The sequence below is a fragment of the Streptomyces sp. NBC_00448 genome (assembly GCF_036014115.1).
Lineage (GTDB): Bacteria > Actinomycetota > Actinomycetes > Streptomycetales > Streptomycetaceae > Actinacidiphila.
In genome coordinates this window covers 2,880,560-2,905,945 of the sequence record NZ_CP107913.1, presented here as the reverse complement: position 1 = coordinate 2,905,945, position 25,386 = coordinate 2,880,560, and the positions used below count along the sequence as shown (strand labels likewise).

General features: G+C 74.0%; 7 protein-coding genes. 3 read left to right on the top strand and 4 right to left on the bottom strand.

The annotated features are described in order from the left end of the window. Positions 1-35: 35 nt before the first annotated feature. From OG370_RS12285 to OG370_RS12275, 3 genes are all read left to right on the top strand, one after another. Complete coding sequence (locus tag OG370_RS12285; RefSeq protein ID WP_328474034.1) at positions 36-16,106, top strand: SDR family NAD(P)-dependent oxidoreductase; 16,071 nt, start codon at positions 36-38, stop codon at positions 16,104-16,106. A 143-nt stretch (positions 16,107-16,249) separates the two neighbouring features. Further along, entirely contained in the window at positions 16,250-16,537 is a 288-nt protein-coding gene (locus OG370_RS12280) for a hypothetical protein (RefSeq protein ID WP_328463495.1), read from the top strand. A 210-nt stretch (positions 16,538-16,747) separates the two neighbouring features. Next, positions 16,748-18,271 carry a long-chain-fatty-acid--CoA ligase gene (locus OG370_RS12275; RefSeq protein ID WP_328463493.1) on the top strand — a complete coding sequence of 508 codons (1,524 nt, stop codon included), beginning with the start codon at positions 16,748-16,750 and terminating at the stop codon, positions 18,269-18,271. 130 nt (positions 18,272-18,401) lie between these two features. Here the strand turns inward: OG370_RS12275 and OG370_RS12270 are convergent, their stop codons facing one another. The 4 genes from OG370_RS12270 to OG370_RS12255 all read right to left on the bottom strand — a co-directional run bounded on the left by OG370_RS12270 (position 18,402) and on the right by OG370_RS12255 (position 25,164). Further along, positions 18,402-19,733, bottom strand: a complete 1,332-nt coding sequence (locus OG370_RS12270) for a S53 family peptidase (protein ID WP_328463491.1) — start codon at positions 19,731-19,733, stop codon at positions 18,402-18,404. A 32-nt stretch (positions 19,734-19,765) separates the two neighbouring features. After that, positions 19,766-21,709, bottom strand: coding sequence for a hypothetical protein (locus OG370_RS12265; protein WP_328463489.1), 1,944 nt, complete (start codon positions 21,707-21,709; stop codon positions 19,766-19,768). Between the two features lie 85 nt (positions 21,710-21,794). Then, complete coding sequence (locus OG370_RS12260) at positions 21,795-21,956, bottom strand: hypothetical protein (protein ID WP_328463487.1); 162 nt, start codon at positions 21,954-21,956, stop codon at positions 21,795-21,797. Positions 21,957-22,245: 289 nt separating this feature from the next. Beyond that, a complete protein-coding gene (locus tag OG370_RS12255; RefSeq protein ID WP_328463485.1) occupies positions 22,246-25,164 on the bottom strand; it encodes an ATP-binding protein in 2,919 nt (972 codons plus the stop codon). Between the last annotated feature and the right edge of the window lie 222 nt (positions 25,165-25,386).

Below are 25,386 nucleotides of genomic sequence, written 5' to 3'. Positions count from 1 at the left end.
TGGCGGGGGCTGGGTTGGCGCGGTTCGGGCATCCGATGCTGTCGGCCGCGGTGCGCGTCGGCGACCGGGGGGAGTGGGTGTTCACCGGGCGGGTGTCGTTGGACTCGCAGGCATGGGTCCGCGATCACGCGGTGTTCGGCATGGTGATCGTTCCCGGCGTCGCCCTGGTGGAACTGGCACTGGCGGCGGGCGGCCAGGTGGACTGCCCGGTCGTCGAGGAACTGGTGCTCCAGGTTCCGTTGCTGCTGTCCGAGGGCGACGAGCTCGACCTCCAGGTCACGGTGGCGGCGCCCGACGAGGACGGACGCCGTGAGCTGGCGATCTACACCGCGCCGAGCGAGAGCAAGGGACAGGAGAGCGTCCAGCCCACCTGCCACGCCCGCGGCATCCTGACACCCGACACCGGTGTCCCCGCATCCGCGGACTGGGCGGAGACCTGGCCGCCGCAGGACGCCCGGCCCGTCGCCGTCCACGACCTCTACGACCGCCTCGCCGGCCTCGGCTACGACTACGGCCCCTCCTTCAAGGGCCTGCACACCGCCTGGGAGCAGGACGAGTACATCTACGCGGAGGTCGCCCTCCCCGACGACCACATCGCGAGTGCCCGCCAGTACGGCATCCACCCCGGGCTCCTCGACGCCTCGCTCCACGGAGGACTCGGCTGGCTCGACACGGGTGACGACCACGCCGCCCAACTGCCCTTCTCCTGGTCGGGCGTGCGGCTCGGACTGTCCGGCTCCGGCCGGGTGCGGGTCCGTATCACCTCGACGGCCGACTCCGCGCTGCGGGCCGACATCGCCGACGAGCAGGGCGAACTGGTCTTCAGCGCCGAGCAGCTCGCGTTCCGGCCGGTGGACCAGGGACAACTGGAAGGCGCGCGGCGGCCGGAGGCCGGATCGCTCTACACGGTGGAGTGGAGCCCCGTCGCCCAGGCCGCGGACACGGCCCGGCCGCGGGTGGCCGGCATCGGTGAACCGACCGGAACGGACGAGCACTTCGCGGATCTTGGAGCGCTGGTCGCGGCGGTGGCCGCGGGTGCCGAGGCGCCGGCCGCGGTGGTGACGGTGGTGCCGTCCGCCGCGGTGGCGCTCGACGGTGCCGCGGTGGACGTCGCGCGGTCGGCGCATGCGGCGGCGGAGGCGACACTGGGCCTGGTGCAGGGGTGGCTGGCTGCGGATGCGCTGTCGGGTGCGCGGTTGGTGCTGGTGACCCGGGGCGCGGTCTCGACCGGCGGGGAGGCGCCGGATGTCGCGGCTGCTGCCGCGTGGGGTCTGGTGCGCAGCGCGCAGTCCGAGCACCCGGGACGGTTCACCCTGGTGGACCTCGACCCGGACCTGGACCCGGACCTGGAGCCGGCCGGCGGCGACGGAGGAGCGGGGCCGGACTGGACCGCGCTCGTCGCGTACGACGAGCCGCAAGTGGCGGTGCGCGGCGGGCAGGTGCTCGCTCCCCGGCTGACGCGGGCCGTCGTGCCAGCGGCGCTGGGGACGGAGCCGCTGCTGGGCGCCGGCGCGGACAGCACGGTGCTGGTGACGGGTGGGACCGGGGGTCTGGGTGCGCTGGTGGCACGGCACTTGGCCACCGCTGGTGGTGCGCGGCATCTGGTGCTGGCGTCGAGGCGTGGCCTGGAGGCGCCGGGTGCGAGCGAACTCGCCGCGGAGCTGGAAGCCGCCGGGTGCCGGGTGCGGGTCGCTGCGTGTGATGTGGCCGACCGGGAGCAACTGACGGAACTCCTCGGCTCGTTGGAGGTTCCGCTGGCGGGCGTGGTGCACGCGGCCGGCGTCCTGGACGACGGGCTGGTGGCGTCCATGACGCCGGAGCAGCTTGACCGGGTGATGCGGCCGAAGCTGGAAGCGGCTCTGCTGCTCGACGAGTTGACGGCGGAGCTGGACCTGCGGTCGTTCGTGCTGTTCTCCTCGGTGGCCGCACTGATCGGAAGCGCGGGACAGGGCAACTACGCGGCGGCGAACGCCGGGTTGGACGCGCTGGCGGCGCGACGGCGTGCACGGAGGCGCCCGGCCGTATCGTTGGCGTGGGGCCTGTGGGCGGCGGAGACCGGGATGACCGGAGAGCTGGACGCCGCACAACTGACCAGGCTGAACAGGCTGGGCGTACAGCCGCTGCCCTCGGAGCTGGGCCTCGAACTGCTGGGCACCGCGCAGCGGGTGGATGCCGCGCTGGTCGCGCCGGTGCAGTTGGACCTGGCCGCGCTGCGGGCGCAGGCCCGGGCCGGGACGGCGGTGCCGCTGCTCGCCGGGTTGGTGCGTTCGCCGGGCCGCCCGGCCCGCGCGGGCGGCGGAGGGTCCCTCGCGACCCGGCTGGCCGGGGTGGACCGGGAGCAGTGGGAGCGGGTGGCGCTCGACGTGGTGACCGCGCAGGTCGCGGCGGTGCTCGGGCACGCTTCGGCGTCGGCGGTCGATGCCGGCCGGGCCTTCAAGGAGTTGGGCTTCGACTCGCTCTCCGCGGTCGAGCTGCGCAACCGGCTGGCCCAGGCGACCGGAATCAAGCTCCCTGCCACCCTGATATTCGACCACCCGAGGCCGACGGCGGTCGCGAAGTTCCTGGTGACGCAGATGTCGGGCGTGAGCCCCGGGAAGGCGGTGGCGGCGCGGGTTCCGGCCCGGCGGCGGGCCGATGCGGACGAGCCGCTGGCGATCGTGGGCATGAGCTGCCGTTATCCGGGTGGCGCGTCGTCGCCCGAGCAGTTGTGGGACCTGGTCGCCGCGGGTCGGGACGCGATATCGGAGCTGCCGGGGGACCGTGGCTGGGACCTGGAGCGGCTCTATGACCCGGACCCCGACCAGGCCGGCACCGTGTACACGCGCGGCGGCGGATACCTCGACGGGGCCGGGGACTTCGACGCCGGGTTCTTCGGGATCAGCCCGCGCGAGGCGCTGGCGATGGACCCGCAGCAGCGGCTTCTGCTCGAAGGTGCCTGGGAAGCGCTGGAGGACGCCGGGATCGACCCGGCCTCGCTCCGGGGCAGCGACACCGGCGTGTTCTGCGGTGTCGGCCCCTCCGACTACGTCTCGGGGCTGATGACCGGAGGCGGCGGGCCGGAGCTCGAAGGGTTCCGGATGACCGGCGGAACCACGAGCGTGGTCTCGGGCCGGGTGGCGTACAGCCTGGGCCTTGAAGGTCCCGCGGTCTCCGTGGACACGGCGTGCTCGTCGTCGCTGGTGGCGATGCACCTGGCCGCGCAGGCGCTGCGTTCCGGTGAGTGCTCGATGGCGCTGGCCGGCGGCGTGACCGTCCTGTCCGGGCCGTTCCTGCTGGTGGAGTTCTCCCGGCAGCGCGGCCTGTCACCCGACGGCCGGTGCCGGTCGTACGCGGAGGGCGCCGACGGCACCGGCTTCTCCGACGGCCTCGGCCTGATCGTGCTGGAGCGGCTGTCGGACGCCCGCCGTCTGGGGCACAACGTGCTGGCGGTGCTGCGGGGTACCGCGGTGAACCAGGACGGCGCGTCCAACGGGCTTACGGCGCCGAGCGGTCCGGCCCAGGAACGGGTGATCCGGACCGCGTTGGCCTCGGCGGGGCTGCGCCCTGACCAGGTCGACGCGGTCGAGGGCCACGGCACGGGTACCCGGCTGGGAGACCCGATCGAGGCGCACGCGCTGCTGGCGACCTACGGCCAGCGCCGCGACGCCGGGCAGCCCCTGTGGCTGGGCTCGATCAAGTCGAACATCGGCCACTCCTCGACGGCGGCCGGCGTGGCCGGCGTCATCAAGATGGTGCAGGCGCTGCGGCACGGGCAACTCCCCGCCACCCTGCACGTGGACGCCCCGTCCCCGCACGTGGACTGGGAGTCGGGCGCGGTCAGGCTGCTGACCGAGGCCCGGCCCTGGCCGGCGGGGGACCGGGTGCGCCGCGCGGGCGTGTCGTCCTTCGGCGTCAGCGGCACCAACGCGCACGTGATCGTGGAAGAGGCCCCGGCGCTCGCCGAGGAGCCCGAGCAGCAGCCCGAGGTGGTGCTGCCCGTGGTGCCGGTGGTGGTGTCGGCGAAGGACGAGGTGGCGTTGCGGGCGCAGGCCGGTCGGTTGCGGGAGCATCTGCTGGCGCGGTCGGAGCTTGGTGTGTTGGACGCGGCGTTCTCGTCGGCGACGACTCGGGCGCATTTGGAGCATCGTGCCGCGGTGGCTGCTGCTGATCGGGAGTCGTTGCTGGCGGGGTTGGCGGCGCTCTCGCTGGGTGAGCCGGGTGCGGGCACCGTTCAAGGACGCGCTGTCTCGGGGAAGACGGCGTTCGTGTTCTCGGGTCAGGGGGCGCAGCGGGCGCGGATGGGGTTGGGGTTGGCGTCGGTGTTCCCGGTGTTCGGGAGGGCGCTGGACGAGGTGTGCGCGGAGTTGGACCCGCTGTTGGAGCGGCCGTTGTCGCAGGTGTTGGCGGGCGAAGAGGGCTCGGTGGAGGCCGAGTTGCTGAACGCGACGCAGTTCACGCAGGCGGGGTTGTTCGCGGTGGAGGTGGCGTTGTTCCGGTTGGCGGAGTCGCTGGGGATTCGGGCGGACTTCCTGGTCGGGCATTCGGTGGGGGAGATCGCGGCGGCGCATGTCGCCGGGGTGCTGTCTTTGCCGGATGCGAGTGCGTTGGTGGCGGCTCGGGGCAGGTTGATGGGTGCGTTGCCGGCCGGCGGGGCGATGGCGGCGGTGCAGGCCGATGAAGAGCAGGTGCGCGAGTCGCTGGCCGAGTTCACCGGTCGACTGTCGGTCGCCGCGATCAACGGACCGCGTGCGGTGGTCGTCTCGGGTGAGCGGGAGGCGCTGGAGGAGTGGCTGGGGTTGTCGGTGTGGGAGGGGGTGAAGACGACCCGGTTGCGGGTGTCTCATGCGTTCCACTCGGCGTTGATGGAGCCGATGTTGGCGGAGTTCGCGGAGGTGGCGGGTCGTTTGCGGTTCGCTGAGCCCGTGATTCCGGTGGTGTCGAACGTGACGGGTGCGGTGACGTTGCCGGGTGAGTTGGCGGACCCGTCGTACTGGGTGCGGCATGCGCGGGAGGCGGTGCGCTTCGCTGACGGGATCAGCGCGCTGGCCGGGCTCGGGGTGACGCGGTTCCTGGAGTTGGGGCCGGATGGATCGTTGACGGCGCTGGCCCGTCAGGTCCTGGAGGAGGCGGACAGTGAGGCGGTGCTGGTGCCCGCGTTGCGGGCCCGTCAGGGTGAGCCGGAGGCGTTCGCCGCGTTCCTCGGCCAGGCCCACGCGGCCGGGGTCACGGTCGACTGGGCCGCGTTCTACGCCGGCACCGGCGCCAAGACCGTATCCCTGCCGACGTACGCCTTCCAGCGGGAACGCTACTGGCTGTCCTCGCTCACCGGGGCGGGCGACCCCGCCGTATCCGGGCTGGGCAGGCTCGACCACCCGCTGCTCACCGCCGCGGTCCCGGTCGGCGACCAGGGCCAGTGGCTCTTCGCCGGGCGGCTGTCGCAGGAGGTCCAGCCGTGGAGCGCGGACCACGCCGTCCTCGGCGCGGTCATCGCACCGGGCGCGGCACTGGTGGAACTCGCCCTGGCGGCCGGCCGGCAGGTCGGCTGCCCGGTGGTGGACGAACTCGTCCTCCAGGTCCCGCTGCCGGTGCCCGTTCACGAGGCGGTGCCGTTGCAGGTCATGGTCGGCGAACCGGGCCCTGACGGCCGCCGGGACGTGGCGATCTACACCCGGTCGCGTCCCGCCGAGCACGACGGCCCGGCCCCGGCGGACGACGTGATGACGTGCCACGCACGAGGTGTGCTGGCCGAGGAGACCGGCCTGCTCGCGCTGGCGTTCCCGGCCGAGTGGCCGCCGCCGGGCGCCGAACCGGTCCCGGTCGAGGGACTGTACGAGCGGCTGGCCGACGCCGAGTACGAGTACGGCCCCGCGTTCCAGGCGCTGCGGGCGGCCTGGCGCGACGGCCAGGACGTCTACGCCGAGATCGCCCTTCCCGAGGAAGCCGGGTCCGCGCGGGAGTTCGGGATTCACCCGGCCCTGCTCGACGCCGCGCTGCACGGCGGGCTGCTCGACCGGGACGGGACGTCGGCGGTGGAGCTGCCGTTCTCCTGGTCCGGCGTCCGGCTGGACCAGCGCGGGGTGTCGCGGGCACGGGTCCGGATCACCCCGGCCGGACGGTCCGCGAGCCGGATCGACATCGCCGACGAGAACGGCGGGCTGATCGCCTGCGTACGGGAACTCGCCTCCCGGCCGGTGGACCAGGCGCAGTTGGCGGGTACCGCGCGGGCGGCCGACGGCTCGCTGTTCACGATGGAGTGGGCCGAGGTCGCGGGTGCGGACGGCGCTGCCCCGGCGAGCGTCGCGGTGCTCGGTGCGGCGGCCGTGGTGCCGGGTGCGGAGGCCGGCGAGCGGTTCGCGGACCTCGACGCCCTGGTCGGCGCGGTGGCGGCCGGTGCGACGGTGCCGGACGCGGTGCTGACGGTGGTGCCGTCCGGCGCGGCCGAGGGCGGCGCGGTGGACGACGGCGCGGTCGACGTGGCGCGTTCGGTACGTGCGGTCGCGGCGCGGACGCTGGAGCTGGTGCAGGGGTGGTTGGCTGCGGATGCGCTGTCGGGTGCGCGGTTGGTGCTGGTGACGCGGGGTGCGGTTTCGACCGGTGGGGAGGCGCCGGATGTGGCGGCGGCTGCCGCGTGGGGTCTGGTGCGCAGCGCGCAGTCCGAGCACCCGGGGCGGTTCGCCCTGGTGGACCTCGACCCGGCCGGCGACACCGGCGACACCGCCAACAGCCCGGACAACGCCGGCAGCGGTGCCGGCGAAGGAACGGCGCCGGACTGGGCCGCGCTCGCCGCTCTGGGCGACGCGCAGGTCGCGGTGCGCGGCGGGCGGGTGCTGGCACCCAGGCTGGCCCGGGCGACCGCGTCGGCGGCGCCCACCGAAGGGCCGTGGCTGCTGCAAGCGGTCACGAAGGGATCGCTGGAGGGCCTGGCGCTCGTCCCCTCCGACACCGACCGCCCGCTGGCGGCGGGCGAGGTCCGGATCGCCGTGCGGGCCGCGGGACTCAACTTCCGCGACGTGCTCATCACCCTCGGCCTCTACCCCGGCGACGCCACGCTCGGCAGCGAAGCCGCCGGGACCGTCCTGGAGACCGGCCCCGGAGTCACGGACCTCGCGCCCGGCGACCGGGTGATGGGTCTGACCGCCGACACCTTCGGACCTGTCGTGATCGCGGATCGGCGGATGGTCGCACCGATGCCCGAGGGCTGGTCGTTCGAGCAGGCGGCGGCGGTGCCGGTGGTGTACCTGACCGCCTACTACGGGCTGGTGCACTTGGCCGGACTCGAAGCCGGGGAGCGGGTGCTGGTGCATTCCGCGGCGGGCGGTGTCGGGATGGCGGCGGTGCAGATCGCCGCGCATCTGGGTGCGGAGGTCTATGCGACGGCGAGTCCGGCGAAGTGGGATGCCGTACGTGCCTTGGGTGTGCCGAGTGAGCGGATCGCGTCGTCGCGGGATCTGGAGTTCGCGGAGGTGTTCGCGCGGGAGACCGGCGGTGCGGGTGTGGATGTGGTGCTGGACGCGTTGGCGGGTGAGTTCGTCGATGCCTCGCTCGGGTTGCTGCCGCGGGGTGGGCGGTTCCTGGAGATGGGGAAGGCGGATGTCCGTGACCCGCGGGCGGTGGCTGAGGCTCATCCGGGTGTGGAGTACCGGGCGTTCGACCTTTTCGAGGTGAGTCCTGAGCGGCTGGGGCAGATGCTCGGTGAGGTCGTGGAGATGCTCGACGGGGGTGTGTTGTCGCACGCGCCCATCCGTACCTGGGATATCCGGCGGTATGCGGAGGCGTTCCGGTTCCTGCGGGAGGGGCGTAACACCGGCAAGGTGGTGTTCACCGTTCCGCAGCCGGCGGACCCGCGTCACGCGGTGCTGGTGACGGGTGGGACCGGGGGTCTGGGTGCGCTGGTGGCGCGGCACTTGGTCACTGCTGGTGGTGCGCGGCATCTGGTGCTGGCGTCGAGGCGTGGTCTGGAGGCGCCGGGTGCGGGCGAGTTGGTCGCGGAGCTGGAAGCGGCCGGGTGCCGGGTGCGGGTCGCTGCGTGTGATGTGGCGGACCGGGAGCAACTGACGGAACTCCTCGGCTCGTTGGAGGTTCCGCTGGCGGGTGTGGTGCACGCGGCCGGCGTCCTGGACGACGGGCTGCTGGAGTCGATGACGCCGGAGCAGCTTGAGCGGGTGATGCGGCCGAAGCTGGAAGCGGCGCTGCTGCTCGACGAGTTGACGGCAGGCACCGACCTTCAGTCGTTCGTGCTGTTCTCCTCGGTGGCTGCGTTGATCGGAAGCGCGGGGCAGGGCAACTACGCGGCGGCGAACGCCGGGTTGGACGCGTTGGCGGCGTGGCGGCGGGCGCAGGGTCGTCCGGCGGTGTCGCTGGCGTGGGGCTTGTGGGCGGCGGAGACCGGGATGACCGGAGAGCTGGACGCCGCACAACTGACCAGGCTCAGCCGGATGGGTGTGCAGCCCATGGCTGCCGAGTTCGGCCTCGAACTGCTCGACGCGGCACAGCGGGTGGATGCCGCGCTGGTCGCGCCGGTGCAGCTGGACCTGGCCGCGTTGCGGGCGCAGGCCCGGACCGGGACGGCGGTGCCGCTGCTGGCAGGGCTGGTCCGCTCGCCGGGCCGCCCGGCCCGCGCGGGCGGCGGTGGGTCACTGGCGACCCGGCTCGCGGGAGTCGAGCGCGAGCAGTGGGAGCAGGTGGCCCTGGAGCTGGTGACGGCGCAGGTCGCGGCGGTGCTCGGGCACGCGGCGGCGTCGGCGGTCGATGCGGAGCGCGCGTTCAAGGAGCTGGGGTTCGACTCGCTGGCCGCGGTCGAGCTGCGCAACCGGCTGGCCCAGGCGACCGGATTCAAGCTGCCGGCCACCTTGGTGTTCGACCATCCGACCTCGGCCGCGGTGGCGCGGTTCCTGGTGACCCAGGTGCCCGGCGCCGAATCCGGTGCCGTCGCCGCCCCTGCCGTACGGGTTCCGGCCCGGCGGCGGGCGGACGCGGACGAGCCGCTGGCGATCGTGGGGATGAGCTGCCGTTATCCGGGGGGCGCAGCATCGCCCGAGCAGTTGTGGGACCTGGTCGCCGAGGGCCGGGACGCGATAACGGAGTTGCCCGGTGACCGTGGCTGGGACCTGGAGCGGCTCTATGACCCGGACCCCGACCAGGCCGGCACCGTGTACACGCGCGGCGGCGGATACCTCGACGGGGCCGGGGACTTCGACGCGGGGTTCTTCGGGATCAGCCCGCGCGAGGCGCTGGCGATGGACCCGCAGCAGCGGCTTCTGCTCGAAGGTGCCTGGGAGGCGCTGGAGGACGCCGGGATCGACCCGGCCCTGCTGCGCGGCAGCGACACCGGCGTGTTCTGCGGCGCGGTCGCGTCGGAGTACGCCGGTGGGGCGACGCCGGACCTGGAGGGATTCCGGCTGACCGGCACCACGACGAGCGTGGTCTCGGGTCGGTTGAGCTACACCTTCGGGCTCCAGGGTCCCGCGGTGTCGGTGGACACGGCGTGCTCGTCGTCGCTGGTGGCGATGCACCTGGCCGCGCAGGCACTGCGCAACGGCGAGTGCTCGCTCGCGCTGGCCGGCGGCGTGACCGTGATGTCGGGACCGTTCCTGCTGGTGGAGTTCTCCCGGCAGCGCGGGCTCTCGCCCGACGGCCGGTGCAAGTCGTACGCGGAAGGCGCTGACGGCACCGGCTTCTCCGACGGTGTCGGCCTGGTCGTGATGGAGCGGCTGTCGGACGCTCAGCGCCTGGGACACAACGTGCTGGCCGTGATCCGGGGCAGCGCGGTGAACCAGGACGGCGCGTCCAACGGGCTGACCGCGCCGAGCGGCCCGGCGCAGGAGCGGGTGATCCGGGCGGCGTTGGCCGCGGCCGGGCTCGGCCCCTCCGACGTGGACGCGGTGGAAGGGCACGGGACCGGTACCCGGCTCGGTGACCCGATCGAAGCTCAGGCCCTGCTGGCGACGTACGGGCAGGACCGCCCGGACGAGCAACCGCTGTGGCTGGGCTCCGTCAAGTCGAACATCGGCCACTCCTCGGCCGCTTCCGGTGTGGCCGGGGTGATCAAGATGGTGCAGGCGCTGCGGCACCGGCAACTTCCCGCCACCCTGCACGCCGACGAGCCCAGCCGGCACGTGGACTGGGAGTCCGGTGCGGTCAAGCTGCTGACCGACGCCCGGCCCTGGACCGACCTCGGCCGGCCTCGCCGCGCGGGTGTGTCGTCCTTCGGCGTCTCGGGCACGAATGCCCACCTGATCCTGGAGGAGGCGCCCGCGCGGATCGACACGGAGCCGCAGCCGGGCACGGGTACGGGCACGGACTCGCAGGCGTCCGCCCAGGCCGAACGGGAAGTCCGGCGAGTGGTGCCGGTGGTGGTGTCGGCGAGGGATGAGGTGGCGTTGCGGGCGCAGGCCGGTCGGTTGCGGGAGCATCTGCTGGCGCGGTCGGAGCTTGGTGTGTTGGACGCGGCGTTCTCGGCGGCGACGACGCGGGCGCATCTGGAGCATCGTGCCGCGGTGACTGCTGCTGATCGGGAGTCGTTGCTGGCGGGGCTGTTGGCGCTGTCCGTCGGTGAGCCGGGTGCGGGCACCGTCCAGGGCCGCGCTGTCTCGGGGAAGACGGCGTTCGTGTTCTCGGGTCAGGGGGCGCAGCGGGCGCGGATGGGGTTGGGGTTGGCGTCGGTGTTCCCGGTGTTCAAGCGGGCGCTGGACGAGGTGTGCGCGGAGCTTGATCCGCTGTTGGAGCGGCCGTTGTCGCAGGTGTTGGCGGCGGAAGAGGGCTCGGTGGAGGCCGAGTTGCTGAACGCGACGCAGTTCACGCAGGCGGGGTTGTTCGCGGTGGAGGTGGCGTTGTTCCGGTTGGCGGAGTCGCTCGGCGTGAGGCCGGACTTCCTGGTCGGTCACTCGGTGGGCGAGATCGCGGCGGCCCACGTCGCCGGGGTGCTGTCCCTGCCGGACGCGAGCGCGTTGGTGGCGGCTCGGGGCAGGTTGATGGGTGCGTTGCCGGCCGGCGGGGCGATGGCGGCGGTGCAGGCCGATGAAGAGCAAGTGCGCGAGTCCCTGGCCGAGTTCACCGATCGACTGTCGGTCGCCGCGATCAACGGACCGCGTGCGGTGGTCGTCTCCGGTGAGCGGGAGGCGCTGGAGGAGTGGCTGGGGTTGTCGGTGTGGGAGGGGGTGAAGACGACCCGGTTGCGGGTGTCTCATGCGTTCCACTCGGCGTTGATGGAGCCGATGTTGGCGGAGTTCGCGGAGGTGGCGGGTCGTTTGCGGTTCGCTGAGCCCGTGATTCCGGTGGTGTCGAACGTGACGGGTGCGGTGACGTTGCCGGGTGAGTTGGCGGACCCGTCGTACTGGGTGCGGCATGCGCGGGAGGCGGTGCGCTTCGCTGACGGGATCAGCGCGCTGGCCGGGCTCGGGGTGACGCGGTTCCTGGAGCTGGGGCCGGACGGATCGTTGACCGCGCTGGCCCGTCAGGTCCTGGAGGAGGCGGACAGTGAGGCGGTGCTGGTGCCCGCGTTGCGGGCCCGTCAGGGTGAGCCGGAGGCGTTCGCCGCGTTCCTCGGCCAGGCCCACGCGGCCGGGGTCACGGTCGACTGGGCCGCGTACTACGCCGGCACCGGCGCCAAGACCGTATCCCTGCCGACGTACGCCTTCCAGCGGGAACGCTACTGGCTGTTGCCCCGTGCCGCGGCAGGCGACGCGGCCGCGGCCGGGCAGGCGCGGCTCGACCACCCGCTGCTGGTCGCCGCCGTTCAGGTCGGCGACCGTGACGAGTGGCTGCTGACCGGCCGCCTGTCCCTGGAGACCCAGCCCTGGCTCGCCGACCACGCCGTGCTCGGCACGGTCCTCGTGCCCGGCGCCGCCCTGACCGAACTGGCGCTGGCCGCCGGACGGCAGGTCGACGCCCCCGTGGTCGAGGAGCTGATCCTGCAGGCACCGCTGCCCCTGCCCGTCGGCGAGGCCGTCCACCTGCAGGTCACCGTGGCGGAACCCGACGAGAACGGCCACCGTGCCCTCGCCGTCTACACCCGCCCGCAAGGCAACGGACACGGCGAGCGCCCCGAGGCGACCTGCCACGCGCGTGGCAGGCTCGGCTCGGAGGTCGAGGCTCCCGCGGTGCCGTTCCCCGCGTACTGGCCGCCGGAAGGCGCCGTCGCGGTGCCGGTCGAGGGGCTGTACGAGCGGCTGGCGGAGGCCGGTTACGAGTACGGGCCGGTCTTCCAGGGGCTGCGGGCCGCCTGGCGCGACGGCGAGGAGATCTACGCCGAAGTGGTCCTGCCGGACGAGCAGGCCGGCTCCGCCCAGGGGTTCGGCATCCACCCGGCACTGCTGGACGCCGCGCTGCACGGCGGGCTGCTCGACCACGACGCGAGCGCGGCGGTGGAGCTGCCCTTCTCCTGGTCCGGCGTCCACCTGGACCAGCACGGCGTGTCGCGGGCACGGGTCCGGATCACCCCGGCCGGCCCGTCCACGACCCGGATCGACATCGCCGACGAGAACGGCCAACCCCTCGGCTGCGTAACGGAGTTCACCTCCCGCCCGATCGATCCCGCGCAACTGGCGGGAGCGAGGCGGCCGGGTGACGGATCGCTGTTCACCGTCGACTGGATACCGGTCACGGCCGGTGCCGCCGCGGCCCGGGTCGCGATCCTCGGCGAGCAGGCGGGAGCCGGGGAGCGGTACGCGGACCTGGGTGCGCTCGAAGCGGCCCTGGCCGCGGGCGCGACGGTGCCCGAGGCGGTCGTGACCTCGATCGGGACCACGGCACCGGCCGGCGACGAGGCCGGCGCCGCGCGGGCCGCCACGGCGGACGCGCTGACGCTGATGCGGCGATGGCTGGAGAGCGAACGGCTGGCCGGAGCACGGCTCGTGGTGGTGACCCGCGGCGGCGTCGGCGTGGGCAACGAGGCTCCCGACCTCGGCCAGGCTCCGGTGTGGGGTCTGGTGCGCAGCGCGCAGTCCGAGCACCCGGGACGGTTCGCCCTGGTGGACCTCGACCCGGCCGGCGACACCGGCGATACCGGCGGCATCGTTGACGGCGACACCGGCGAGGGAACGGGTCCGGACTGGGCCGCGCTCGCCGCGCTCGACGAGCCGCAGGTCGCGGTGCGCGAGGGACGGGTGACGGCGCCGCGGCTGGCGCGGTCGACCGGCTCCGCGGTGCCCGCCGAGGGGCCGTGGTCGCTGGCCTCGGTCGCGAAGGGATCGCTGGAGGGCCTGGCGCTCGTCCCGTCCGGTGCCGACCGCCCGCTGGATGCGGGCGAGGTCCGGGTCGCGGTGCGGGCCGCGGGGCTCAACTTCCGTGACGTGCTGATCGCGTTGGGCCTGTACCCGGGAGACGCGCCGCTGGGCAGTGAGGCGGCGGGGATCGTCCTGGAGACCGGCTCCGCAGTCACGGACCTGGCGCCCGGCGACCGGGTGATGGGCCTGATCCCCGAGGGATTCGGTACGGCGGCGATCGCGGATCGGCGGATGGTCGCGCCGATGCCCGAGGGCTGGTCGTACGAGCAGGCCGCCGCGGTGCCGGTGGTCTACCTGACGGCGTACTACGGGCTCGTGGACCTGGCCGGACTGACGGCCGGGGAGCGGGTGCTGGTGCACGCCGCGGCGGGCGGGGTCGGGATGGCGGCGGTGCAACTCGCCACGCGGCTGGGCGCGGAGGTCTACGCGACCGCCGGCCCCGCCAAGTGGGACGCCGTACGCGCCCTGGGCGTGCCGGCCGAGCGGATCGCGTCGTCGCGGGACCTGGAGTTCGCGGACACGTTCGCGCGCGTCACCGACGGTGCGGGGGTGGACGTGGTCCTCAACGCGCTGGCCGGCGAGTTCATCGACGCCTCCCTCGGGTTGCTGCCGCGCGGCGGCCGGTTCCTGGAGATGGGCAAGGCCGACGTCCGCGACCCGCAGGCGGTGGCCGAAGCCCATCCGGACGTGCGGTACCGGGCGTTCGACGCGTTCGAGGCCGGACCGGAACACATCCAGGAGATGCTGACCGCGGTGCTGGACCTGTTCGACCGGGGCGTGCTGTCCCACGCGCCGGTGCGGACCTGGGACGTACGGGACGGGCAGGAGGCGTTCCGGTTCCTGCGGGAGGGCCGCAACACCGGCAAGGTGGTACTCACCGTGCCCGGCCCGCTCGACGTGGACGGCACGGTGCTGGTGACCGGTGGCACCGGGGGCCTGGGCGCGCTGGTCGCGCGGCACCTGGCCACCGCGGGCGGGGTCCGGCACCTGGTGCTGGTGTCCAGGCGGGGCCCGGCCGCGCCGGGGGCCGACGCACTCGCCGCGGAGCTGGAGGCGACCGGCTGCCGGGTTCGGGTCGTGGCGTGCGACGTGACGGACCGCGAGCAACTGACCGAGCTGCTGGGCTCGTTGGAGGTTCCGCTGACCGCGGTGGTGCACGCGGCCGGCGTCCTGGACGACGGCGTGGTGACCTCGCTGACGGCGGAGCAGGTGGACCGGGTGATGCGGCCCAAGGTCGACGCGGCCCTGCTGCTCGACGAGTTGACCGCGGAGCTGGACCTGCGGTCGTTCGTGCTGTTCTCCTCCGCCGCCGGGCTGATCGGCAGCCCGGGACAGGGCAACTACGCAGCCGCCAACGCCGTCCTGGACGCGCTCGCCGCCCGGCGGCGCGCGCAGGGCCGCCCCGCCGTGTCGCTGGCCTGGGGCCTGTGGGCCGAGGAGACCGGGATGGCCGGCGGCCTCGACGAGGCGGCGCTGGCCCGGCTGGCCCGCCAAGGCGTCCAGCCCATGCCCGCCGCACTGGGCCTGGAACTGTTCGACCAGGGCAGCCGGCACGACCGGGCCCTGGTGGTCCCGGCCCGGTTCGACACGGTCGCACTGCGCGCCCAGGCCGGCGGCGGCCTCCTGCCGCCGCTGCTGGCCGGCCTGGTCAGCGCCCCGGCCCGCCGCACCCCGGCGGCCGGCGGGGCGCTCACCCGGCGGCTGACCGCCGTGCCCGAGAGCGAACGCGCACAGGTCGCCCTCGAACTGGTCCGCACGCACGTCGCCGCGGTGCTCGGCCACCCCTCGCCCGAAGCGGTAGACCCGGACCGCGGGTTCCGGGACCTCGGCTTCGACTCGCTGGCCGCGGTCGAGCTGCGCAACCGGCTCACCCAGGCCACCGGCCTGCGCCTGCCCACCACGCTGGTCTTCGACCACCCCGAACCCGCCGCCGTCGCCCGGCTCCTGCTCAGCGAGGCCGCGACCGAGGCCGCGGCCGAGTCGGCCGCCGGGACCGGCACGGGTGGTTCGGGCGGAGCGCGCTCGGCGGCCGGGAACGCCGCCCGCGCCTCGTCCGGGGGCCAGACCGGCAACGGCACGTTCAGCGCGCTGATGCACCACGCCCACACGACGCAGTCCATCGCCGAAGCGCTGCCGCTGCTCACCGCGGCATCGAGGTTCCGACCCACCTTCGCGTCGTCCGGGCTGCCGGACGGCGGCGGGCACGTGGTCCGACTCGCCTCGGGCAGCGGCCTGCCGAAGCTGGTGTGCGTGCCGTCCTTCATGCCCGGCTCCGGCCCGCACCAGTTCATGCGGTTCGCCGACCGGTTCGAGGGGACGCGGGACGTCTTCGCCTGCACGCTGCCGGGATTCCAGGGCACGGACTCGGCGCCGGGCTCCTGGCACGCCGCGATCGCGGCCCTGGTCGCAGCGGTCCGCCGGGCGGTCGGCGACGACCCCTTCGTCCTGGTCGGCTACTCGATCGGAGGCGTCATGGCGCACTCGATCGCCGCCCGCCTGGAGGAGGAGGACGCCGGTCCGGTCGGCGTCGTCATGCTCGACACCCCCACGCCGACGGACGAGAAGGAGATCCTCGGTGTCTTCTCCCTGGTGATGACGGAGATCCTCGACCGCGAGCAGGAGGCCGCCGTGATCGACGACGCCAGCTGGCTCGCCATGGGCAGCTACGTACGGCTGCTGGGCGAGCGCGGCCCGGAGGAGATCAGCGCCCCGAGCCTGCTGATCCGTGCGGGCCGGCCGCTGGGCGAGCACGCCGACGTCTCCGACTGGCCCGCGTGGGACGTCTGCGACGACCAGGTGGAGATCGCCGCCGACCACTTCTCCCTGATCGAGGCGTCGTCCGCGGCGACCGCGGAAGCGACCGAGAAGTGGCTCACGGCGGACCGGTCGGCGGAGGAAGACTGACCGGCCGGAAGACCGGCCGGCCCGGAGGGAGATGACAGCAGGAGGACAACAGCAGGGAAGCGGCCGGGCAGACCGGCCGGTACGAGCAGCGAGCAACGACAGCGAGTAACGAGCAGCAAGCAACGATCAGCAGGAGGAATGACATGACGGTCGACGGCACCTGGGCGATCACGTATCAGGGTCCTACCGGTGACAAGCAGGCCGACCTGGTGCTCAGCACCGACGGCACGACCATGACCGGGACCTTCGACGGCACCCCGATCGACGACGGCGAGATCCACGGCACGGAGTTCAGCTACACCGCCAAGCTCACCTCCCCGGCCAAGATCAAGGTCAAGACCACCGGGACCGTGGACGGCGACACCATGAGCGGCAAGGTCAAGGCGGCGTTCATGACGTTCAAGTTCTCCGGGAAGCGCAAGGCGGAGTAACGACCTGGTGCGAGCGCGGCAGGCGCCTGATGCGAGGAGCGGGCTCACCGGGTCGTCGCGTCAGGCCGCTCCTCGCACCAGGTGCCCGCCGCTGCCCGGCGGCCATCACACGGCGGTTCCGACCTCTCCCTCGACTCCCTCGGCTCCCTCGGCAGCGGCCGGAGACCGGAACCCGCGAGCCACCGAGAACGACGTCACGAAGGGCAACCCATGTACCTCACCCAATCGTTGCACCGAGCCGTGCGGCAGTCGCCCGACCTACCGTTCACCGCGTACCGCACGCGCACGTACACGGCCCGGGAGACCTACGACGCGGTCAGCCGTATCGCGGGCGGGCTGATCGGGCTCGGTGTGCGCAAGGACGACCGGGTGGGCCTGCTGTCGCTGAACACCGACCGGTTCTGCCAGGCCGCGCTCGCCACCGCGTGGGCGGACGCGGCCATCGTCCCGCTCAACACCCGGTGGAGCGTGGCGGAGCACGCGTACGCGCTGGACGACGCCGACGTGTCCGTCCTGTTCCTCGACGACGCGTTCCTGCCGATGGCGTCGGCCCTGCGGGAGCGGACCCCGGGCCTGCGCACGATCGTGCACTGCGGTGACCAGCCCACGCCCGAGGGCCTGGTGCCGCTGGCCGAACTGCTGGCCGCCGAACCGGTCGAGGACGTGCACCGGCAGGGCGACGCGATGGCCGGCGTCTTCTACACCGGCGGCACGACCGGCGTGTCGAAGGGCGTCATGCTGGGGCACCGCCAGCTCTTCGTCACCGCCCTGGGCACCCTGCTGCACACCCGCCTCCCGCGCGGCGGCACGTCCATCCTGGCCGCGCCGGCCTTCCACCTGGCCGGGTTCGCCTTCTGGATCGTCGGCATGATGGCGGACATGACGACGGTGCCGGTCGCCATGTTCGACCCGGCCGGGGTGCTGCGCACCATCGAGGAGCACCGCGCCAAGCAGACCCTGCTGGTGCCGGCGATGATCGACGCGATCGTCAGCCACCCCGACGCGGGTTCCTACGACCTGAGCAGCCTGGAACTGCTGGCCTACGGGGCGTCCCCGATCTCCGAGACGCTGCTGACCCGCGCCCGCGCGGCCTTCCCGTCCGCGCAGTTCCTCCAGGTGTACGGCATGACCGAACTGTCCCCGTCCACCACGCTGCTGCTGGACGAGGACCACGACGACCCGGTGCTGCGGCGGTCGGTCGGCCGGGCCGCCCCGTACGCCCGGGTGCGGATCGTGGACGAGAAGGGCACGGAGGTGCCGCCCGGCACGATCGGCGAGATCGTCGCCGCCGGGGACCACGTCATGCTGGGATACTGGAAGAAGCCGGCCGAGACCCAGGAGGCGGTCCGGGACGGCTGGATGCACACCGGTGACGTCGGCTACATGGACGAACGCGGCTACGTGTACATCGTCGACCGGCTCAAGGACATGATCGTCAGCGGCGGCGAGAACGTGTACTCGACCGAGGTCGAGAACGTGGTCGCGAAGCATCCGGCGGTCGCCCAGGTCGCGGTGATCGGCCTGCCCGACGCCAAGTGGGGGGAGCGGGTGCACGCCATGGTCGTCCTGGTGCCCGGCGCCACGCTCACGGCGGAGGAACTGCAGGAGTTCTGCAAGCAGGAGATCGCCGGCTACAAGTGCCCGCGCAGCGTGGAGAGCGTGGCGCAGTTCCCGATGTCGGCGGCCGGCAAGGTCCTCAAGCGGGAACTGCGCGCCGCTTCCGGAGCAGCGTGACGCGGTGACGTCGTGACGGGCCCGGGGCGCGGGCACGAGGACGGGTACGACCCGGCCCCGGCCACGGACTTCGTGGCCGGGGCCGGGTGCGTCCGGCGCCGTCACCTCCGGCGCCGGCCCGCGCCGGGTCTCAGGACCGCAGCGACGCCAGGCCGTCGGGCGAGCCGACGCCGGTCGGGGCGTCGTAGCCCGGGAGGGACGTGCACAGGTAGCTGGTGGTGGGGCACTCGTGGCCGCTGCCGGGGATGCTGACGTTCCGGCCGCCGGCGACGTCGTTCAGCCGCCCGGGGTGCGCGTACAGGCCCGAGGCGTCGTCGACCGTCGCCGTGGCACCGGCCATCACGTACATGGCCGCGACGAGCGGGGTGGCCGCGCTGGTGCCGCCGGCGTGCAGCCAGCCGCCGGGCAGCTGGTCGCCGGGGTCGGGGGTGCTGTCGTAGATCGCGAGCCCGGTGTACGGGTCGGCGACGGCGGAGATGTCGGCGACGGTCCGGCCCGGGCAGGCGGTGTCGTGTTGCCAGGCCGGCTTGTCGACGTGGGCCGAGCAGGCCGCTCCGGCGCCCGACCGGGCCTGGCCGGGTCCCCACGCGGTCTCGGTCCAGCCCCGAGCGGTGTCGCTGCGGTTCAGCGAGGTGCCGCCGACCGCGATGACCGAGGTGAGGTCCGCCGGGTAGGGCGCGTCCAGTTGGTAGCCGGTGTCGCCCGAGGCGGCGAGGATCGGCACGCCGGGGTGGACGTAGGAGGAGGCGCCGACGGGCGTGCCGTCCTTCGCGGCGGCCAGGTTGTCCCAGGAGCCGGTCTCCGTGGCGCTGTAGCTGTTGGAGACCGCGTCGGCGCCCAGCCGCACCGCCGTGTCGACGCCGTCGCCGAGGTAGCTGCCGTTGGGAAGGTCGGCCTCGACCAGCAGGATGTCGCAGTCGGGGCAGGCCGCGGAGACGGCCTCCACGTCCAGGCTGATCTCCACCGCCCAACTGGCGTTGACCGGGGGCAGCGGGGTGGCGTCGCCCCGCTGGTTGACCTTGCGGAAGCAGCCGTTGGCCGTGGTGCAGGCCGGCAGCCCGTAGGTGGCGCGGTAGACGGCGAGGTCGGCCTCGACCGTGGGCGCGTCGTAGGCGTCGACGACGGCCACGGTGCGGCCCTTGCCGGCGTGCGCCTCCACGTCGGCGCCGATGGCGTACGCGGACTGGATGTCGGTCGGGCCGTAGCCCGAGGGCAGCGTGGCCTCCTTGGCGCTGAACGACCGCGCCCCCGCGGCCGACGGGTCCGGCATGACCTCGGCCTGGCAGGCGAGTTGGCCGGGCGGCGGAGCGGAACAGACGGACACCGGGGCGGTGGCGGCGTCGGCGCTGCCGTCGCTGTCGTCGCCGAAGGAGGACGGCGAGACGACCGCGAGCAGGCCGAGGACGGTTGCGGCGACCGCGACCGAGCCGGCCAGCGGCCGGAAGAGGCGTGATTTCGTCACAGTGGGCTCCTGGGAAGCGGGAGTGGTCACGGTCACCGCACCTGGTAGGCGCGCGGCAGGACCTGGTCGATGCGGTTGCCCTGGCCGTCCCACGCGGAGAGCTTGAAGGACACGGTGCCGCCGGAAGCAGAAGCGGGGACGGTGTAGGCGGCCCGGTAGGCGCCGTGGGCACCGGTCAGGTGCAGGCCCTGCCAGGTCGTGCCGTTGTCGTACGACACCTGGAGGGTGGCGCCGGTCACCGGCAGGCTGGAGGAGTACTGCTCACGCGTCACGTCGAGGTCGACGCTGTGCCGCCCGGCGGTGAGCCGGTGCTGGAGGTCCGCGTCGGTGGAGGTGGACGCGAACAGCAGTGGCAGCGCGGCGCAGGGGCCGGTCAGGCCGGTGCAGGGCACCCGGGACGGCAGGGCCTGGCCCTTGCCCGGGTCCGCGGTGAAGGTCCACGTCGTGTCGGTGCCGGGCGACAGGTCGCCGTGGACGCGAGTGGTCTGCTGCCGCAGCCGGTAGGTGGCCCGGCCGGCCGGAACATAGACGGCGGTCCCGAACAGGCTGCCGGTGCCGGTGGCCTGGACCGTGCCGTTCCTGGTCAGGGTGACGGTGCCGGAGTCGTCGAAGCCCACACCCATGGTGCCGGGTGTGCTGTCGCCGTCCTCGCCGATGGCGAAGACCATGGTGTCCGCGTTCGCGCACGCGCCGCAGTAGACGGCGCTGGTCCCGGTGTCGACCTGCACGCCCGGCCGCGGGGCGTCGGCCTCCCAGGTCACGGAGGTGTGGGAACCGGCACGGGGGACGGTGTCCTTGCCGGTGAGCAGGACGCTGGTCTGCTCGTCGTCCATCTGGGTGCGCCAGTCGAGGCCGGCGGACGTGCTCACGTAGTCCGTGAGCGTGGTGCCGGGCGTGACGTAGTCGAACCCGACGGCGCTGCGCACTCCGGCGGTGGCGGCCCATACGGGCGACACGTTCTGGATCAGCAGGTCGGTTCCGGTCGGCCCGGTGGGCGCGGAGAAGGTATGGGTGACCGTGGACAGCGACGTCGGGTCGATCGTGGTCGGGTACGAACTCGGCATGTGGTCGTAGGACTTGGCGACGTGGTACACGTACGGCCGCGCTGCGTCGGCGGGCCCTTCGAGATCGGCCGTGGCCACCGCCGCGAACCGGCCGTGTTTCACCGGCGCGGTGGTGTTGACCGTGACGCCGAGCGGGTCGGAGCCCTGGCTGAGGAACTGGAGGACCAGGCTGTCGGCGTCGCCGTCCGGCGTGCCGTCACCGCGGTAGAGGGCGAACTCGCTGTCGGCGAGCGTCGTCGGGCGCGGCGTGGACGGCGCCTTGATCTCGTGGGTCGAGGTGCGGGCGTCCAGGGTGATGCTGGTTCCGTCGCCGATCGTCACCTCGGGCGCGATGGTGAGGTGCCTGTCCTGCACGTACACGGCTTCGTAGCGGCCGGTGGGCACGCTGACCTTCAACGTGCCCCGGTAGGAGTCGAAGAACGTGTTCGTGTCAGCGGTCCGGTCGGCGCTGACGAGGAGGAGCGTGCCGCCGTTGGCGGGCTTGCCGTCCGTGTCGATCAGGCGCGCGGTGAGCCGGCCCATGGTGTAGGAGCCGTGGCGGGCCGACGACGGCTGAGCGGTGGGCGGCGCGAACGCGTCGGCGCCGCAGGTGCGTTGGGCGAGCGCGGTGGCGTCGTACCCGGCCAGGCCCTTCGTCGCGGACCGGGCGGTGGCGCTTGCCGGCATGAGGTACTGGTGGCCTCCGCTGCGGAAGGAGAGCACCGTCTGCCCGGTGGCGGCGGCCGGGTCGGTGAGCCGGGCGCCGTCGGGGGTGACGGTCGCCTTGAGGCCGCCGGGCAGGGTCACCTGGCAACTCGCCGTGGCGGCCCGGGCGGCGGAGGTCCGGACGAAGGAGGCCGGAGGTGTTCCCTCGGCGTGGGAGGCGGGCACGACGAACAGGCCGCAGGCCGCGGCGAGTCCGAGGGCAGCCACTCTGCTCGTGCGGTGCCCGGTCAGGCGTATGGGTCGTTTCAACGCGGGGGTCGCCTTTCGGTGTTCGGGATCTCGGGTCGCCCGGTCACAGGGGTTCGTAGCCCCCGAAGGGGTCGTCGTCCGAGTCCGCGGGGGGCGGGGGTGGTGCGGTTGCGGTCTGCTCCTCCTCGGACGGTGTCTCGCCGTCCGAGGGGTGTGGTCCGGCCGGGTGCCCGTCGTGCGGGACGTCCTCACCAGAGCGGCTCACAGGGGTGTTCTCCGTCGGTTGTTGCGGGAGGGGCGGTGCGCGCCAGGTGAGTATCGCGACGGCGGTGACCGTCGCACGATGCGTCAAGTGACCTAAAGTTCCGCCGCGTTGCCCCCGCGCGTCACTCGCGCGTCGCCCTGCGGTACTTCAGGGGGCGCAGGGGAGTGCGGCCCGCCTGAGCCTCGCCCGCGAGGCGCCCGCGGCCGTCCTCGGCGAGGCGCCCCCGGCGCCGTCTACCGGGCGGTGAGCCGGGCGGGGCAGGAGGGGCACTCCGGCCGGGTGGTGGGGCTCACCCGGAGGCCCCCGCGGGGGAGATGCCGGCCTGGAGCGCGGCGACCGCCAGGGCGGTACGGGACTTCACCTGGTACTTGCGCATCGCGGAGTTGAGCTGCGCCGCGACCGTCCGCGGTGAACGCGACAGCGACCTGGCGATGTCCGGGGTGGACAGCCCGGTCAGCATCAGTCGCACCACCTCCAACTCCCGCGGCGAGAGCCGGTCGCCGTAGCCGCGCCGGCCACCGCGCGCCGGCTGCCGGTCCCGGGCGGCCACCCGTCGGGCGTCGCCCTCGGCGCCCAGGGCCCGCAGCCCGGCCTCGACGCCGGCGAGCAGGTCGGCCGCCTCGCCGTCACGGCCCGCCGCGGTCAGCGCGACGGCCCGCCGCTCCCGGGCGAGCAGCGCCGCGTGGGGCCGCGGCAGCCGGTCCCACGCGGCGGCGACCGCCTCCCAGTGCGCGGCCGCCCGGTCGGCGGGTCCGCCCGCCTCGGCGAGCCACGCCCGGCACGCCGCCAGCGACGCCTCGGCGGTGAGCGACGTGCTGCCGCGCAGCCCTCGGGCGTACCGGGCGACGAGTTCGCCGGCCTCGTCGGCGCGGCCGGCCGCGAGAACGGCCTGGACCCGGACCGGGGCGATCTCGGTGGCCCACAGCCAGACCCCCTTGCGGGTGACGACCCGCATGCCCTCGTCGGTGAGGGCGAGGCTGTCGGCGACGCGGCCCTCGGCGAGCCGCAGCGCCGCGAGAGCGGCCGCGGGCTCCAGCGCCATGTCGACGATGCCACGGCGCGTCACCTCGGTCAGGACGTGCTCGAACTGGTCGCCCGCCGCGGCGAGTTCGCCGGCCTCGGTGGCGGCGGCCGAGGTGAGCAGCGCGGTGATCAGCAGGCCGTCGAGGGCGATCAGCGGTTCCTCCTCGATGGCGGCGAGCGCGGCGGCGCGTTCGGCCAGGCCCGGCCAGCGGCCGGTGTACCAGTCGAGGTGGGCCGAGGTCACCTGGGCCATGTCCCGCATCCGCAGGTACCCGCTCTTCGCGCCCGCCGCCACGGCCCGGTCCAGCCGGCGCCGCGCCTCCGGGTAGAACCCCCAACGCACCGCCGCGTCACCGATGTTGAGGTCGGCCCTGATGACGCTCAGCTCGTCGTCCGGGCGGGCCGCGATCTGGGGGAGCCCGGCGGCGACGTCCCAACCGCCGGGATCGCCCATCTGCAGCAGGGCGGTCACCCGGTCGACGCGGAAGGTCAGCCGGCGGTCCGCGGGGACCCGGACCTCGACCAGTTCGACCGACTTGTCGAGCCAGCGCCGGTGGGCGGCGACCGGCAAGTCCGCGCCGGCCGGGCGGCTGAGCGAACTCATCGCCGTGGCGGCCTCGTAGGGATGGTCGTCGAGGTCGGCGATGGCGCGCTCCAGTTCGGCCACGCCGGCGGAGTACTGCCCGGTCTGCATCAGCATCCGGCCCAACTGGGCCCGCACCTGGCCGCGTTCGGACCGGGACAGCGCACCGCCGTCGAGCAGGGCGCCCAGCACGCCGAGCAGTTCGGTGCTGCCGAGGTAGCCGGAGAAGGCGAAGACGGGGAACTTCCGGCACAGCCGCGCGACATCTCCGGCCGGCAGGTCGCCGGCCGACAGCAGCGCGTGCAGGGCCGTGACGGCGGCGGGCTGGTCGCCCGAGGCGAGGGCGAGGTCGGCGGCGCGCTCGGTGTAGAGCCGCCAGGCGCCGGTGTCGCCTGCTTCCCCGAAGTGCCGTGGCAACCGGGCGATCGGGACCGGGGACAGCGTCTCCAGGGCCCGGCCGGCGCGCAGGTGCAGGGCCCGGCGCTCGCCGCCGGGTATGTCGTCGTAGACCGCGCGGGCGGCCAGCAGATGGCGGAAGTGGACGCGTCCGGTGGAGTCCTCGACCAGCGCCCTGGCCCGGACCGCCGCGGCCAGGGCGGCACGGGCGCGGGCGTCCGGCAGCCCCGAGACGGTGACCAGCACCGCCGGTCGCACGGGTTCGGCGAGGACGGCGGCGGCGCGCAGCACCTGGCGGTCGTCGGGGGCGAGCCGGGCGGCACGCTCCAGGACGGCGTCGCGGATCGTCGGCGGGACCTCGATCCGGGTGAGGGTCCTGCGCCGCCACTCGCCGCCGTGCCGGATCAGGTCGGCGCGGTCGCCCAGCAGCCGCACGGACTCCTCCAGGGCGAGCGGGAGCCCCGAGGTGTGCGTGTGCAGGAACAGCGCGAAGGCGTCGGAGACGTGTTCGTCGTGCAGCATCGAGGACACGAACTGCCCGGTCTGGGCGACGCTGAGCGGGGTGAGCACGATCCGGGTGTGGACGGTGCCGGGCGCCGGTTTGGCGGTCAGGCGCAGCAGTGGGGAGCCGGCCGGTACGTCCTCCGGGCGGTAGGTCAGCACCAGGCTGATCCGTTCCGCGGCGGGCCGGGCGGCGAGGAACAGCAGGAAGTCCAGGGTGGCCGCGTCGGCCCAGTGGGCGTCCTCCACGACCAGTACGGCGGTGCCGCACCCGGCGAGGAGTTCCCGCAGGGCGCGGAAGAGGCGGTGCCGGGCGGCCCCGGCGTCGTCGAGCGGTTCGGGCGCGGGCGGCAGGGCGTCGGCCCACTCCGGGAAGAGCGGGCGCAGCGCCCCGGCCAGGGCGGACAGGCCCATCGCGGCCACGCCGGTGCGGGTCTGGCGCACCGCGTCCACGACCGGGGCGAGCGTGAGCGTCTCCCGGAACGGCGGGCAGGTCGCGACGAGCGCTCCGTCGAGTGCGGGGGTCGCCAGCACCTCCTGGAGCAGCCGGGTCTTGCCGATCCCCGCCTCGCCCTCGATGAAGACGGTGGCGGGGGTGCCGGCGGTCAGCCCGCGTACGGCCCGGCCGAGTTCCGCCGACCGCCCGACCATCCGGGGCCCGCGGATCGCGGGCAGGTCGTCGGGCGCCGCCGGTTGCTCTGCCAAGGTCTTGCCCTCCCTCACGGACCGCCACCCCGCGCCGGACGGGTCCGGCGACAGACATTGTGTCCCGCCGAGCGCGGCCCTGACCAGGGAACCCTTCGGGCTCGCCGGTGGTGCGGGGTTGGCGGCCCGCGGTCAGGAGGGGGCTTCGCGATGGCCGGGCGGCCGGCGGGCGGACCGGTCCGGGCGAACGGGCGGACCGGTTCCTGCAAACGGGCGGACCGG